Source organism: Blastomonas ursincola, assembly GCF_013607875.1.
Classification (GTDB): Bacteria; Pseudomonadota; Alphaproteobacteria; order Sphingomonadales; family Sphingomonadaceae; genus Blastomonas; species Blastomonas ursincola.
In genome coordinates this window covers 71,714-85,466 of the sequence record NZ_VDES01000002.1, presented here as the reverse complement: position 1 = coordinate 85,466, position 13,753 = coordinate 71,714, and the positions used below count along the sequence as shown (strand labels likewise).

Sequence of the window (13,753 nt, the reverse complement as noted above, 5' to 3'; positions counted from 1 at the left end):
CAGACAAGGCAGGTGGACGGATGGAAGAAAAATCGGAAGACAGCTTGCCCGAGAATGCTCTTGTAGCCGAGGCACTGCGCAAGATACGCAAGGCCCGACGCCTTCGCACATCCGAAGTCGCTCGCGCGATGGGCATGCCGTTGCGATCGTATGAACATCTCGAGGCGGGCCAGGGTAAAATCACATATGATCGTCTGAAGCGGTTTGCCGAAGTGGCGAACTGCGACCCAGTGGCATTGCTGGCTGTCGTGCCGATGGGCTCTGTCGAATTTGCCGAACGCTGTGCGGACAACAAGCTGATGCATATTGTCCTGCTTGCTCTGCGCGATCTCAACGAAGATCTGGGTCCGGATATCGTTTATCTGCAGTCACGCACCATCATCGGCGGCATTACACGGCTTTGCCGTGATTTGGCGGAGCATGTCCGGAAGCGAGATACTTTCGCAGAAAACTGGTTGGAGGCGAAAGCTCCGAAGATGGTCCGGCAAGCCGCACAGCCTGTTCGATCGAATTTCAAGCCAAAGGCTTCCTGAACGCGCTCTTGCCGGAACACATGGCGGGCGTCGCCCCTTGCTAAGGTGCCCTCAGGCTTTCTTTCGACCCCGCCCCGCATTTGGGCTGCGGCCGAGACCAATCGTCTTGGCAAGTTCACGGCGTTTGGCCGCATAGGCCGGGGCGACCATGGGATAATCTTTAGGCAGACCCCAACGCTCACGGTACTCGTCCGGTGTCATGTTGTACTGCACGGCGAGGTATCGCTTGAGCATCTTCATTTTCTTGCCATCCTCGAGGCATACGAGATAGTCGTTCTTGACAGATGAGCGGATCGACACAGCAGGCTGCGGTCGTTCCGCGACTGGTGCCGGCGCCTCTGTCATCGACAATCCCGCCAGCGCAGCATGGACGCTTCCAATAAGATTAGGGATATCAGCCAAGGCAACGCTGTTATTTGCGACATGTGCGGCAACGATATCCGCCGTGAGGGTGATCAAGTGTTCTTCGGGCTGATCGTTCATGTGCATGCCTCCGACTTTTGTTCCAATTGTAGTCGGTCTAAGCTATCATGATGCGATAGACGACGCCTTTTTTAGCAATTGATCGAAAAACTGTGGAAACGTGCTCGCCGTTCCAAACTGTCTTTCCGTGAAAAGGCCAAGAAGCGGCCACCTGCGGCCCTTCGTGACCTCCTGATCGCAGTGATATCACTGATCTCGAACCATCATCCCATGCACGGATCGCCGTTTGACCAAAAAAGCGGGAGCCATAGCCCTTGAATCCATTGTTGGTGATTTGCTCGCCAATGCCCGAGAGAGCATTATCGTCTTGTGTTTACCGTTGACAGAGTATCTGAATCCGAAGCCAACAAGTTGTGTTGGCCGATTTCGTGCGCGCGTCAAAGATTGCCCGATGGTGCGGGCTCAATTGCCCCAGGGCCTTTGTCCGTATCCACGCTGAACGGATCTGCTCGCCGCTTTTCCATGCTGTGTGGGGAGGCATGCCTCTTGTTCATGAGCTTGTCGGCAAGCCATTGGTCGATATGCTGCCACATGGCCCGAATGTTGGCGGGGCTGCGGACGACATGCCCTTCACCCCAGAAGCGAAGGAGCGAGACGTCCTTTCCCTCGCGGTAGAGCCCTGAAAACATCCTTTCAGCACCTTGCTGCGAGACAGGGTCAAGATCACCGTGGATCAGAAGGACTGGCGAGGCGATATGGTGCAGCGAGAAATAGGGGCTGTTACGGATGTACCGGTCGGGCTGGTGCCACGGCGCTGCTTGCAGGCCCGCCTGACCAAGCTCCGCCCATCCATAAGCGCTGCCCAGCGGATAGCCCTGTTCAAGGCCCACAGTGTCATAAGGCAGCAACGACCCATGTTGCAGAAAGAGATCAGGCACCGCAGCGGCAGCGATGAAGGCCTGGAAGCGCTTGCTTCGGCTGGCAGTAAGTAAGGCGGTATAGCCTCCGAAGCTGTGACCGAAGACTGCAATCCGGTCCCTGTCGATGCGACCGGACGCAACTGCGCGATCGGTTGCTGCCTCGATCTGGTCAACCAATCCCTCAGCTGGCTCGCCAGAAAATCGGTCATGGCGCAGGCTGGGCAGAAGCACGGCATAACCCAACTGCAGTGCCAGCAGGGGATTTGCGACACTGACTACGGAGTCGGGTGTGATCGGCGGTCCGCTGACCCTGGCATATTGTGCGCCCGGATAGGGCATGATCACCATCGGAACACGCTCGCCAGGCCTTGCATGTACAGGCAACAGCAGCCAGTGGACGCGATCCGGAACCTGCGATGGCAATGCTATGGCCTCCGGGGGTTCGACGTTTTCCAGATGGCCGTTGATCGTGTCGAGCAGCTCTGGTGCCCTGTTGGTGCCTATGCGCCATAATTGGCTGGCCCCGCTACCGGTTCTGGAAACCGCCAGTCCCTTGCCGCTTTTGGCAGAGAAAAGGAGCAGGCGGCTTGTGCGCAATGGCAGCTTTGCCGTTAACACCCTTCTGCCATTTGGCGTGATGGCTGCTGCTTCCTGTGTCTTTTGCACCCAGAAGCTGCGATCGCTGGCTGGTACAATGGCTCGGTAGCGCTCGGTTATGCCTGTATCGAATGTCTCTTCGAAAGGCTGGTCGAGGCGCGCTGCACCACCGATCAGTTGTTCGGGCTTGCCGCCAGGGAATATTCGCCACAGCCCGGAAGAACAGGGCACCAGAAGCGCGCGTCCATTGCTCGCGATTTGCAGAGCGGAACATGGTAGCGTTTCCTTCGGTGCCCCGGCCTCGCCCGGTTTGGACCATATCGGTTGGCCGTCCTTTGCTCTGAGCAGCATCCGAGGTATTCCCTGGTGCCACCCGGCGCGGACGATCCTTGCCCCGCTGTCATTGTCTGCAACCCAAGGCTGACTCGTCTTATCGGTGAGCGCAACGACCGAGCCTTTGTCCGGATCGATGCGTATGAACTGGCCTTGGGGCGACTGCGCGGAACCGACCGAGACGACCAGCGCGGAACTCCGGTCCGACCATGCCAAGAGGCCGGGTAGGATATCGCATGTTGGGCAGGGTTGTATCACTTGGCCGTCGGCCAGCGATATCAGCCGGACGCGATGGTGCCTTGGACGTGCGCTGGGGGAAACCGGTTCTGCTGGGGCCGGCGCAGCATCTGACGTTTCCTCGAGCAAGGCGAGCCAGTTTCCGTCGGCTGAAACCGCCAGATCGACGACCTGGCCCCTGGCGAGAAGACGCTGGCCATGGCTCGCAAGGTCTATCTCCATTACCTGGCGATGGGAGCGCTGGCCAGATGGGTTTATGGATTTGCTGGTAGTCAAGGTCATGCCCGGGATCTGACCGGACGCTGTGCGCTGCCATAGGACGGGAAGCCTGCGCTGCAATCTGTTGCCCGAATCGAGAGGGTAGGCAATTTCGTCTGCCTCGCTGGCCAGGACGATCAGCCGGCTGTTTCCGCGCCAGATGGGCACCGGATTGAGCAGGGCAGGGACTGGATTGATATCGAGCCATCGGACCGATCGATCGGCGGTGCGTACGATGCCAAGAGACAGTTTGTCTGTTTCCAGCCGGAACACGGTCAGGTGCTGCCCGTCGGGAGACAGGCTGCCCGCCCAGTAGCCAGCATCAGGATCTTGTTCGAACAGAAGCTCTGGTGGCCTTCCGTCTTTCAAATCCACTTTCCATATCTGGCCCAGCATCCGCTTGTTGAAGACATCGAAGCCATAGGCCGCAGCGCTGTCGTAAGGCCTGAAGCGCTCGATTACCGCCCATTGGCCGTCAGGCGAGAGCTGGGCTTTGCCATAGCTTTGCAGCTTGAGCATATCTTCGATCTGATAGGGCTTAGTCGCTGCTGGACCTGCCGCCAGCAGGCACAGCGCAGCAATCCATGAAACACGCATGGCTTGTCCTTCATCGAACTGGGAAGATGGCTAGGTTCGGCGCGCGACTACCACTGCTTCTTGATCTGGAGGGCGATGAACCTGCCAAGCACATCGGCATTTGCTGGATCGTAGCCGAAACCCAGCGACCGATCGACAAAAGGCGGGTCGCGGTCAAAGACGTTTTGTATCGTCAGAGCTGCGCTGAGACCCCTTGCCAGGCCTGTTTTGTCTGCCGAGGACAGTCTCAGCTGAAGGTCGATGCTTGTCCATGCGCTGATCGGACGCGAAGGAAGGCTGATATTGTCCGTATAGGGACCGACATGGTTCAGGGCCAGGTTGACCCCAAGCTCGTGCCAAGACCAGTCCGCTGTCGCCCGAAGCCGGAAATCAACCGGATTGCCGAGGGTGCCAACCCTCTCGATCAGCGGGGATACTGGCGTGATCTGGTCCTTGAAATCGACCAGAATTGCTGCGCTGGCACTGAAAGCCAGTCGGTGCTCGCCAATGCTGACCCGGTAGCGGGCAGCGAGGTCGAACCCGCGGATGTCCACACGCGCCGAATTCACGAACCGTCCGTCGACGATGGCGCTGAAAACCGTAGGATTTATCGTCGGCTGGATGGTCGAGTTCGGGTTGCCTATCAGGGCGATCACCCTTCCTCTGTCTTCGGAATTGGCGACCGGATCGATAAAGGTCACGAAGGGAGCAAAAATGGGATTGGTAAGTGCCTGGAGGATGTTTTCGTTTGCAGGCTGACCGATGCGGTCTCGAAACTGCGTCTGAAAATAGCTGGCCTCGAGCGACAGGCCTGGCATGCGTGGTGGCGCCACCGTGGCGCTGATGGTCAGCGATCGTGCGGATTCAGGTTCAAGATCGGCATTGCCTCCCCCAAGTGAGATGACCTGTCGGTTCCCACCACCTATGGCTGGCAGCTGGGTATTGGATATGCGGAAGGCATCGCGCACCTCCAGCAGAGCGGGGGCACGAAATGAGGTGCCAGCGCTTGCCCGGAGGAGAAGACCTGCGACTGGCTGCCACGAGAGGCCAAGCTTTGGATTGATCGTCGTCCCAAAATCCGAATAGTGCTCTGCCCGGACAGCTGCCGACAGGTTGAGCCGCTCGATACCCGGTGCGGCATTGTCGGGCCCAACAATGGGCGCGGCAATCTCGGCAAATGCCGATGCAACCCAACGATCAGCATCGACGGGTGTGCCCGGAGTCGGCGATCTCCCGGAAATAAAGCTGAGCGTGTCGCGAGAGAAGTCTTCGCGCCGCGCCTGAACGCCCAGCGCAATCTTGATGGCACCGCCCGGACCATCAAACAGGGTCCCGTCAGCCGTGATGCTGCCATTGAGCAGGCCGTTTTCAAAGCGCTCCTCGATAAAGCCGCTCCCAATGAAGTCGAGTACGGCAGCCGTGTTGCTGCGTCCCTGTCCGAAAGGATTGAAGAAGCCATCACGCGCGGTGCTGAATGATGTCAGCGGATCGTCGGGAGTGGTGCCGAGCGCCTCGTTCAATGCGGTCGCGTTGAGGATATTGTCATTGCGCCGATAGTCGCTCTGCCGCGCCAGTGACACAAACCCGTCAAGCTGCCAGTCGCCGCCGAGTTCGGCGCGGATACCGCCGGTCATCGACCAGGCTTCGACATTGCCGCGCGTCTCAAGGGGGCCAAGATCCTTGTCGAACAGATAGGCAATGTTCGTGACCGACGTTCCGTTGGGCGAGACGAAGAAAGGGTTTGCCCGTGTGACGGACATGACTGTCAGTGATGGTTGGGCGAGGTGACGAAAAGCGCGGTCGGTGTATCGACCCTCGGCATAGGCTGTCACCCCATTGGTCAGCTTCTGCTCGCCTGTAATGTAGACGCTGTGACGGGTTTGCTGAGGAAGCAGATCGACCTGTTCGCGGGGACTCGAGAGGTTCTGGCCTGGGGTCAGGCTTGCTGGCGACAGCCCTATGCCGTTCTGACCGGCTGGAATGGCAAAGGCTGGGACAAATGTTCGCCGGACGGGGTCCAGCGCTACAATGGTGCCAGGCGAGGCGAAGAACAGCCGATAGTCATTGCCACCTAGAGACCGCAGGTCCGCCGACCGTGTATAGGCGCGCGATGCTGCGTTCAGAGCCTCGCGACGCTGAAACTCATAGGCTGCAAGCACATGCCCTGTGTCCCAGCGTGTGCCGATGAGCTGGCCGAACTGGACATCCTGGCTGGCCCCCCGTGTCACGCTTCCGATCCGGTACCGGGTTTCCGCCCCGTCATAGTCTCGCCGCAGCAGCAGATTGACCACCCCACCAACAGCGTCCGAGCCGTAAAGAGCTGAGGCGCCATCGGGGAGCACCTCTATTTTTTCTACCGCACCAAGGGGGATGGTCGAAAGATCCGTGAAGTCGCCGCGGCCACCAGAGCCAGCTACTCTGCGGCCATTTACCAGGGTCAAGGTCGCATCGGAACCGAGGCCGCGCAGGTTGACGCTTGCGCCCAGTCCCAGATTGTTGATGGTCCGGTCACTGCCGGTCAGGCTGGTATCCTCGTTGCCAGTCCCGCCAAAATTCTGCGGTAGCAGAGCCAGCGCTTCTGCAATCGTGCCGCTGCCTGTCCGTTCGACATCCTCTGCGGACAGTTCGATCAGTGGCGAAACACCTGCTCCGGATGACCGGATGTTGCTTCCCGTCACAACGATAGGCAGCTCTTGCAGCTCATCGGCTTGGACGGGTGCTTGAGGCAGGGATGCGGCCGGTTTTGCCCGTGTGGTTTCCCGCGGCCTGCGGACCGAAGGGGTGCTGGGAGCGGGCGGCTTGGCAGCCAGCAGGACGATGACGTTGCGACCGCGTTTGCGGTATGAGATGGGTTGACCCGCGAGCAGCAGCTGCAGGGCCCGATCTGCATCCATTTCGCCTTTTATGCCGCGCACCTGGCGTTCCGACACAAGTGCCGAGGGATACAGCAGCTGCCGGCCCGTCTGTGCAATATAGCGGCGGAGGCACTGATCCAGCGAGCCGGCAGGGATGTCGAACTGGAAGACTTCGGCTTGAGTCTTTGCGTGCAGCGGCGCGGCTGCAAGAACTGTGAGCGCACTGCTCGCCAACAAAACCGGCGCCATTATCCGCCATGGTGCTGTTATTGATGCTCGTCGGCAAGTCATGTGCAGGGCCTCCCATATCGTTGTTCCAGGGAGTTCGCGGTTTTGCTGATGACCCCCTCTCTGTATTCAACGATCCGGAGGGGGGGTGACCCTAAAGCCTCGCCAATATTTTCCCGAATGGCAAGCTATCGCTCCTTCAACTCCAGCGTGCCATCGGGACGTTGGATCGGCACAAGAGGATAAAGTGCGGTGACGGCATCCACGAAGGCTGCGGTGTCGCCCACGGCAAAGCTGCCCGTCACACGTTCGTTTGCCCAGCGATTGGTACTGATCCGAAGTTTCATGCGGCTGTAGCGATTGACCTGGACAATTGCTTCACGAAGGAGAGTCTCATTGAACTCGAGGCGTCCCTCGGTCCAGGCGGTTACAATGTCCGGGTTGGCAGGACGCACCTCGCCTGGACCTGTCCGCCCTATTGTCACCGATTGCCCTGGATAGAGGTCCAGAGCTTTAATCTCAGCCCCGGAAATTTCCTTCTGCACACGAACATGCCCCTCCAGCAAGGCAACCGACACACCCAAGGCAGTTTGCTCGACTTCGAAACGGGTGCCCAAGGCCAGAATTTCCGTGCCATCGGCGGTTACGGTGAACGGGTGAGACGGATCTCGGGCGACATCAAATAATGCTCTGCCGCGGTCGAGCATAAGAGCACGCCTGTTCGCGTTGTTGATGCGGACCCTGGTGCCAGTATCCAGATGGATCCTGCTGCCATCGTCGAGTCGGACGAGCCTCTGCTCGCCGATGTCGGTTTCGAAAACCGCTTCTCGTGAAAGGTACAGGAAGGCCATGGTGGCGAGCAGCGACACAATGCCTGCAGCGAGTGCTATAGCGATCAGCCGCCTGGATCTTGTTGGTCCGGGTTCCAGAGCGACGCGAATGGCAGATTGAATATCCGGATCGTCTGCCAGTCGCCGACTCTCCCGCCATTGTGCCTCCAGTCGGTCATAGGCCGCTGCATTGGCGGGGCTGCGGCGCCAGGCAAAGAACGCCTCGAGTTCGGTAGTATCGACCGTCCGTGCATTCAGGCGTACGAGCCAGGTAGCTGCTTCGCTTTCGCTACGATCTGATGGAGACCCCGGTTCTTCGGAAAACGGGGTGCTCATCGTTCAACCCTTTGCGAGCAGAGCATCATGGCTTGGTGCATCCGATACTCTACCGTCTTTACAGATACACCCAGTTGTTTGGCAATCTGTGCGTTCGACAATGGCGTAAATCGCGCCAGTAGGAACACCTTTTGCAAATCAGGCGGTAATCCCAGAATCGCTTCCTTGAGCGCTAGGAGATATTCCTGATCACCCTCCTCTGAGACGTTTTCCAGAGCGCAAACGTCATTGGCCGCCTGCCGCGACTGCCGGCGAAATTGATCTCGCGCCAGATTGAGCGCGATACGCAAGAGCAGGGCCTTCGGTTTATGCTGCGCTTTGCTGCTGTCATAGCGGGTGATGCGCACATAGGTGTCTTGCACGACATCCTCGATCTCGATGTTCGCTCCGCGCAGCCGGTAGCGCAAAGCCCTTCGCAGCCATTCGCAATGATTTCGATAGAGCAATTCCAGGCCGGATTGCGCTGCCGAGGCTTGGTGAGCTTCGGGCGGCATCGAGCAGGAAGGGCGATCAGGCATGGCAGCAGCAATCCCTCTTGGTGAGGGGCGCTTTCAAAGCCTGCCGATCGGGCAGGCAGGAAGCCTGTGTGGGAGACAGGCGTGGCAAATGCCTCGCCTTGCATCCATGCCGCCTGAGATGAATCATGCCGGCTCGGAGCCAGCAACCTGCTTCTACCTGGCGAGTGTACAGGGGTTTCCACGCCCCGCTGCCGGAACGACCGGCAACACATCGACGCTTGCGCGAATTATGGGCTGAAGCAATCCCTGCCGAAAGGTCAAAACAGGGGCCGGGTGTTGGAACCTCCTGCACATGAAGGCCCGCTATTTGCCCCAGTTGCGCTGCCGGCCAACGGGCTTAAAGCCACAGGCCCCCCGGCTCTCAGCATCTGGCGCTATTTCACGGCACCCGGCGAAACGGACTTAGCAGCAGTCCGTTGCCAAGCGAGTCACGCAAGCGGACAGTCTGAAAAAATGCAGTGCGCAAGGCGATGATGCGGCGAGTATGAACTGTTTCCGCCAGATTTTGTCGGGCATACTGCCTGAAGCTGACGGTTCCCCCGCCAACAAGGTGCAAATGACCAGCGTCGTGGACCGCGACGACCGAAAACAAACGTAGTGTTGTGCGATTCGCCAGATTCAGGTGCGAACACGGCAGTTCTTGCGGACCAAAGCAGCGCCATCGGCGGATTTTCGGCGAGATGCGGGGGGATGCCATCGGTCGGCGCAACCGAGCCCGGCCAGGCCTGAGTTTTTCAGCTGAGCGGCTTGGCAAGGGCTGCAAGTCGATGAAATTGTGGTGAACCATGAACGCCAGCCTTTCACCTGACCTGCTGCGGCATGGCCGCATGTGCGCATGATTGACCTTAGTCATCTCGCCTATGTTCTGGCCGCAGCCGAACAGCGCAGCTTTTCGCGGGCCGCAGGGGGTTTCCAGGTCAAGCAGTCGACGCTGAGCCGCAAGGTTGCAAGGCTCGAAGATCAGCTGGGATTCCGACTTTTCGAACGGACAACGCGCGGAGCCAGGCCCACCCCGCGTGCTCGATTGTTTCTGGCGGAAGCCAGGGAGCTGCTGGATCGCGCGGGCCGACTGGAGCAGCAGGCCCTGGCCCTCCGGCGTGCTGCCATGCCCAGACTTTCGCTCGGCTATGTCGGAGATCTGTTTTCTGGGGCAGGCCGCCAGGCCGTTTGCGACTTTCTCACGCTGCATCCGGATGTACGCCTGGAAGGACACGAGCGCAGACCGGAGACCCTGTTCGCCGTACTTGAAGCCAAATATGTAGATGCAGTGATTGCGCCCGAAGGTCACCCCGACGTGCGTTGGTCGAGCCAGATCTTTGCTCAGCCGTCGCTCGAGGCGGGCGGCTACAGGCCTGTTGGCAAAGGGCATGCGCTGTACTGGAGCCCTGGCAACACCAACCCCTTGCTGCACAGTCTGCGAAGCATCGTTGCTGGTGGTCCTGCAGTCGGTGATCGGGCCGGTAATCCGCAGCCCGTGCAGCAGAAGAGCATCGGATCCGATATCGACAGCGCAGGTCATGGCTGACCGCTCTGGCGCTGGGTCCGCCTAGTTCTGCTGCCCAGAGCCCCGCAATCGTGTATAGGCCGCCTCCGTTCAGGACCTTGGCCCTGTTCGTCCCTATGTGAGCGCCAGAGAGACAAATGCCCGTTGTGCGCCTGAAACCGACAGGATGGTTGCCGATGACGCGCCAAAGTTCAGATCTTTTGTCCCTTTATATCGAGTTTATCCAATGGATCGGGGATGGAACCGGTCTGCCCGATACCATCCTGCACATTCATGCCGGCATGGCGGTCCTGCTGCTCGCCCGGCTTCTGACCAGAAAGTCGCTGGGTTCTCTCGTTCCGCTGGCTTTTGTCGTTGTTGCCGAGCTTGGCAATGAGATCATGGACCGGCTTCATTACGGGTCGTGGCGGTGGCCGGACACGTCGATGGACGTTCTCAACACCCTATTGTGGCCTGCCGTCCTGTCGCTTGCCATCCGGCTGCGTCCACCGGTAACCCGCCGCCGCTAGAGCTCGGACTCACTGAGGCATCAGGCAGGCGCAGTTGTATGGCTTGGCCTCAGATCGGCTCGCGCGATTATCAGCGGCGGAGCTGCCTTCTTTCCCGGGCGTAGGAGCGATCAGATGCAATGAACCGTTCGATCATCGCCGGTATGACCCGCTCGGGTGAGGGGACCGCTGCCGTCGCGCCCTTGCTCAGCGCAATGCAGTAATCCTGTAGGTCCCGGTGCAGTTTTGCGGGCATTTCCACAGTCAGCCTCACGGGCTTCTCGTCGGTGATATCAGCAAGTGAAATTCTGGTCATCGTGCGTCGTCCATTATGAGATCGCGGGTCACCATGACCCGGACTGGAAATCCAGGACGGATGGTAAGGCTCGGACGAATGCTCAATTCGCGCGAAACAATCTGCTCGCCGGCCCGGTTGATGCTGTCTTGCGAGCCCCTGCGCAAGGCACGGACCAGATTCCTGTCGTCGCCTGCCCCGAATTCTGCTCCCGCGCCCAGCAGGGTCGAGATCATCGCAGCCTTGAACACGCCTGCCCAATGGTAGTCGGTCTTGTCCTTCAGTCCGGAGTATCCGGCAGTATCCGTCGCCGGGAAGCTTGCAAGCTGCTGGGATCGGCCATCAGGCATGATAAGGCGCGTCCATTGAAGCTGGACACGGTTCTGCCCAAAACCGACATCTGCCGAGTAATCGCCAATCAGCCGGGCCCCTTGGGGAATAAGCAGCATGCTGCCGCTAGGGCTATCATAGACATTTTCTGTCACCTGCGCGATGACCATGCCCGGCAGATCAGACTGGATTCCGGTGATCAGCGCCGCAGCAATCACTGTGCCTGCCTGAATGACTCTCGGGTTGGCTGGTGTACCGAGCCGGCCATCTGAGTCCTCCTTGCTGGTCGCCGCCAATCGGTTCTGGCCTGTCATGGCGTCCGAAGCAGGTGGGTAAGGGCCGGCGGCTTGCGGTTCTGGCTGTGCCCGGCTGGGAAAGAACAGCTGACTGGCACGGGCGGCATCGCGCTGCTGCCGCAATGCGTCAGCCTGTCCGGTGGATGCTTGCACTTCCGGCACTGCGTATGGTTGCAACGAGGGCATGGCAGTTGGCGGTGGATCGACCCCAGGCAACGGATTGCCGGCATCGAGGATCGGTTTGCCGAGATCGCCGGGCAGGGGGGGGCCGAGTTTGGGCGCCCCGCCATAGTCGCGAGGGCCGCTGGTGAGTTGTTCTGGCAGGGCAACTGCGCCGGTCTTGAACAATTCCCTTGGGGGTGCATCCTGCTCCGGCAGAAGAGCATAGACCGCCGTCGCGATCACGACTGCGCTGGCGATCCCGGCTGCTGAAACAATGACCCTTCTAGACAGGCGCGTGACGCGCGGCGGATCGTGCCGAAGCCTGACAACCGTTTCCGGCGCCAGCTCGGCGGGCTGCAACGGTTTGGGTGATTCCACCGACGTCATGATGTCTTCCTGCGAGCGGATGTTATGCGCACCTTGAGCTGCCGCTTGCCATCTCCGAGCCGCAGTTCGGCTGATGGGAACAGTCTGTCGACAATCATGTACCGCCCAGCCACACGATAGTTGACGATCTCCGCACGGCCGCCTGCTCCTATTGCGAACAGAGGTGGAAGTTCGGTCTGGGCGGCAGCCTGGGGAAATTCGACATAAACCCGAATACCGTCGTCAAAGGCCCGGATTGGTCTCCACTCCGGCTTGTCACCCGAAATGGCATAGCCGAAATCCAGTCGTGTGATGTCGAGGCCAGAGGCAATGGGTGCTGTGCGCTCCTCCGCGATAGCGGCCTGGCGCAGTGCTATGAGATCGTCTTGCGGATAACTCCAAGACACAGATGCCATATAGGTCTGCGCATTGGATCGCAGCTCGATATGATACGTCCTACGGTCGGTATTGATCACCAGATTGGTCGCGATATCGCTGCGCGTAGGTTTGACGAGGATATGGACTTGCTGGGCAGCTCCCGTCCCGCTGATTGTGTTTCCGATCATCCATCGGGCCGTGTCGCCTGCTGCCACCGGGCCAGGGCCAACCAGCTTTTCACCGATCTGGAGCGCGATATCGGTGACTTGGCCAGGCTTTGTATAGATCTGGTACAATGAGCCTTCGACAAATGGGTACCGCTGGATGGCATTGGCAAAGCTGCCCTGGTCAGGTTCGATACGAGCGGCAAGGTTCGCAGCTCCCACTCTCTCGACCGGAGCCAGAACGGCTGGCGTCCGCCGGGCAGTGGTGATCGTTGCGGGCAGCACGTGCCACGGATCGGAGGCGATCTGTAAATGGTCACGGCCTAAAGGGGCCTGAGAGGTGGCCGACACCGGCAGGATGGGCTGAGCCGGTGAGAAGCCGGATGCCGGGAGGAGGCAAGCCAGCGCAGTGGCCGCGCTTAACGGGCAGGTGAGAAATGTCATGATCCGAGCTCCTTCGACCAGTTGATCGCATTGACCAGGATACCGAGGGGATTCTTGCGCAACTGTTCGGGCTGCCTAGGCGGCTGAATGACGACCGTCATGATCGCGCTCCAACGGCTGGTGTCGGAGAGGCTGCCTGCGCGGTAGGTGCGTTCTATCCATGCAACGCGGAAGCTTGAGGGCGAGGCGCGGATAACGCTGGTGATCTCGACGGCAGTCTGCTCCTTGCCGACACGCTGGAACGGGTTCTCATTCCGCGCATGTTCGTTCAGCGCAAGGGCGCCTTGATCGGTGACGAAATCATAGGCGCGCAGCCAATTCTGACGAACGACAACCGCATCTTCCGGGAGGCTGCGCACCTGTTCTATGAACCTGGCCAGATGGAACGCGATCTGCGGATCCGATGGAGTGTAGTCACGATCGGCCTTTGCCACCACCTGGGCATCGCCCAGCTTGTCGATCTGGACGACCCAGGGAACTATCGCTCCTTGTGATGACTGCCAGACCAGGCCTCCGGCGAGCACGGCTGATAGACCCAATGCACCTAAACAGGCATAGCGCCAGTTGCGCGCCTGGACGCGTGACGACCCTATGCGTTCATCCCAGAGCTGGAAGGCGCTCTGGTAGGGCGTTTGCGGTTCTGGCGTCTTGCCGTAGCGGATCGATGATCGTTTGAACATGG

The 13,753-nt window shown here is 59.7% G+C and carries 13 protein-coding genes; 3 read left to right on the top strand and 10 right to left on the bottom strand.

Features of this window, described 5'->3' with window-relative positions; all coding sequences use genetic code 11:
* Positions 1-20: 20 nt before the first annotated feature.
* The gene (locus FG486_RS06415; protein ID WP_137775617.1) at positions 21-533 is read left to right on the top strand and encodes a helix-turn-helix domain-containing protein; all 513 of its coding nucleotides are present in this window, start codon (positions 21-23) and stop codon (positions 531-533) included.
* 51 nt (positions 534-584) lie between these two features.
* On the opposite strand, the gene FG486_RS06410 is transcribed toward FG486_RS06415, so the two are convergent.
* The 6 genes from FG486_RS06410 to FG486_RS06385 all read right to left on the bottom strand — a co-directional run bounded on the left by FG486_RS06410 (position 585) and on the right by FG486_RS06385 (position 9,431).
* A complete protein-coding gene (locus FG486_RS06410) occupies positions 585-1,016 on the bottom strand; it encodes a Ros/MucR family transcriptional regulator (RefSeq protein WP_181266965.1) in 432 nt (143 codons plus the stop codon).
* A gap of 377 nt (positions 1,017-1,393) precedes the next feature.
* Positions 1,394-3,898 carry a S9 family peptidase gene (locus tag FG486_RS06405; RefSeq protein ID WP_181266964.1) on the bottom strand — a complete coding sequence of 835 codons (2,505 nt, stop codon included), beginning with the start codon at positions 3,896-3,898 and terminating at the stop codon, positions 1,394-1,396.
* Positions 3,899-3,945: 47 nt separating this feature from the next.
* Positions 3,946-6,981, bottom strand: a complete 3,036-nt coding sequence (locus FG486_RS06400) for a TonB-dependent receptor (protein WP_181266963.1) — start codon at positions 6,979-6,981, stop codon at positions 3,946-3,948.
* Between the two features lie 167 nt (positions 6,982-7,148).
* On the bottom strand, positions 7,149-8,126 hold the full coding sequence (locus tag FG486_RS06395; RefSeq protein WP_137775613.1) for a FecR family protein: 978 nt from the start codon (positions 8,124-8,126) through the stop codon (positions 7,149-7,151).
* On the bottom strand, positions 8,123-8,644 hold the full coding sequence (locus tag FG486_RS06390) for an RNA polymerase sigma factor (RefSeq protein WP_181266962.1): 522 nt from the start codon (positions 8,642-8,644) through the stop codon (positions 8,123-8,125). The genes FG486_RS06395 and FG486_RS06390 overlap by 4 nt, the downstream gene beginning before the upstream one ends.
* A 379-nt stretch (positions 8,645-9,023) precedes the next feature.
* Positions 9,024-9,431: a hypothetical protein gene (locus tag FG486_RS06385; protein ID WP_181266961.1), complete on the bottom strand. Its 408-nt coding sequence runs from the start codon at positions 9,429-9,431 to the stop codon at positions 9,024-9,026.
* Between the two features lie 48 nt (positions 9,432-9,479).
* On the opposite strand from FG486_RS06385, the gene FG486_RS06380 reads away from it, so the two are divergent.
* Positions 9,480-10,169, top strand: a complete 690-nt coding sequence (locus FG486_RS06380) for a LysR family transcriptional regulator (protein ID WP_181266960.1) — start codon at positions 9,480-9,482, stop codon at positions 10,167-10,169.
* 155 nt (positions 10,170-10,324) lie between these two features.
* Positions 10,325-10,657, top strand: a complete 333-nt coding sequence (locus tag FG486_RS06375; protein ID WP_181266959.1) for a hypothetical protein — start codon at positions 10,325-10,327, stop codon at positions 10,655-10,657.
* A 70-nt stretch (positions 10,658-10,727) separates the two neighbouring features.
* Here the strand turns inward: FG486_RS06375 and FG486_RS06370 are convergent, their stop codons facing one another.
* Genes FG486_RS06370 through trbF form a run of 4 tightly spaced genes read right to left on the bottom strand, consistent with a single transcriptional unit; the run spans position 10,728 to position 13,751 of the window.
* Positions 10,728-10,952 (bottom strand): DUF2274 domain-containing protein, encoded by a 225-nt coding sequence (locus tag FG486_RS06370; RefSeq protein ID WP_181266958.1) that lies wholly within the window; start codon positions 10,950-10,952, stop codon positions 10,728-10,730.
* Positions 10,949-12,106, bottom strand: coding sequence for a TraB/TrbI/VirB10 family type IV secretion system protein (locus FG486_RS06365; protein WP_181266957.1), 1,158 nt, complete (start codon positions 12,104-12,106; stop codon positions 10,949-10,951). Before FG486_RS06365 ends, FG486_RS06370 begins: the two co-directional genes overlap by 4 nt.
* Complete coding sequence (trbG, locus tag FG486_RS06360) at positions 12,103-13,071, bottom strand: P-type conjugative transfer protein TrbG (RefSeq protein WP_181266956.1); 969 nt, start codon at positions 13,069-13,071, stop codon at positions 12,103-12,105. The genes FG486_RS06365 and trbG overlap by 4 nt, the downstream gene beginning before the upstream one ends.
* Positions 13,068-13,751: a conjugal transfer protein TrbF gene (trbF, locus tag FG486_RS06355; RefSeq protein ID WP_181266955.1), complete on the bottom strand. Its 684-nt coding sequence runs from the start codon at positions 13,749-13,751 to the stop codon at positions 13,068-13,070. The genes trbG and trbF overlap by 4 nt, the downstream gene beginning before the upstream one ends.
* Positions 13,752-13,753: the final 2 nt, after the last annotated feature.

What these genes read in the sequence shown, in the direction of transcription:
- FG486_RS06415 (WP_137775617.1), top strand. Translation starts at nt 21, where the DNA reads ATGGAAGAAAAATCGGAAGACAGCTTGCCCGAGAATGCTCTTGTAGCC.
- FG486_RS06410 (WP_181266965.1), bottom strand. Translation starts at nt 1,016, where the DNA reads ATGAACGATCAGCCCGAAGAACACTTGATCACCCTCACGGCGGATATC.
- FG486_RS06405 (WP_181266964.1), bottom strand. Translation starts at nt 3,898, where the DNA reads ATGCGTGTTTCATGGATTGCTGCGCTGTGCCTGCTGGCGGCAGGTCCA.
- FG486_RS06400 (WP_181266963.1), bottom strand. Translation starts at nt 6,981, where the DNA reads ATGGCGCCGGTTTTGTTGGCGAGCAGTGCGCTCACAGTTCTTGCAGCC.
- FG486_RS06395 (WP_137775613.1), bottom strand. Translation starts at nt 8,126, where the DNA reads ATGAGCACCCCGTTTTCCGAAGAACCGGGGTCTCCATCAGATCGTAGC.
- FG486_RS06390 (WP_181266962.1), bottom strand. Translation starts at nt 8,644, where the DNA reads ATGCCTGATCGCCCTTCCTGCTCGATGCCGCCCGAAGCTCACCAAGCC.
- FG486_RS06385 (WP_181266961.1), bottom strand. Translation starts at nt 9,431, where the DNA reads ATGGTTCACCACAATTTCATCGACTTGCAGCCCTTGCCAAGCCGCTCA.
- FG486_RS06380 (WP_181266960.1), top strand. Translation starts at nt 9,480, where the DNA reads ATGATTGACCTTAGTCATCTCGCCTATGTTCTGGCCGCAGCCGAACAG.
- FG486_RS06375 (WP_181266959.1), top strand. Translation starts at nt 10,325, where the DNA reads ATGACGCGCCAAAGTTCAGATCTTTTGTCCCTTTATATCGAGTTTATC.
- FG486_RS06370 (WP_181266958.1), bottom strand. Translation starts at nt 10,952, where the DNA reads ATGACCAGAATTTCACTTGCTGATATCACCGACGAGAAGCCCGTGAGG.
- FG486_RS06365 (WP_181266957.1), bottom strand. Translation starts at nt 12,106, where the DNA reads ATGACGTCGGTGGAATCACCCAAACCGTTGCAGCCCGCCGAGCTGGCG.
- trbG (WP_181266956.1), bottom strand. Translation starts at nt 13,071, where the DNA reads ATGACATTTCTCACCTGCCCGTTAAGCGCGGCCACTGCGCTGGCTTGC.
- trbF (WP_181266955.1), bottom strand. Translation starts at nt 13,751, where the DNA reads ATGTTCAAACGATCATCGATCCGCTACGGCAAGACGCCAGAACCGCAA.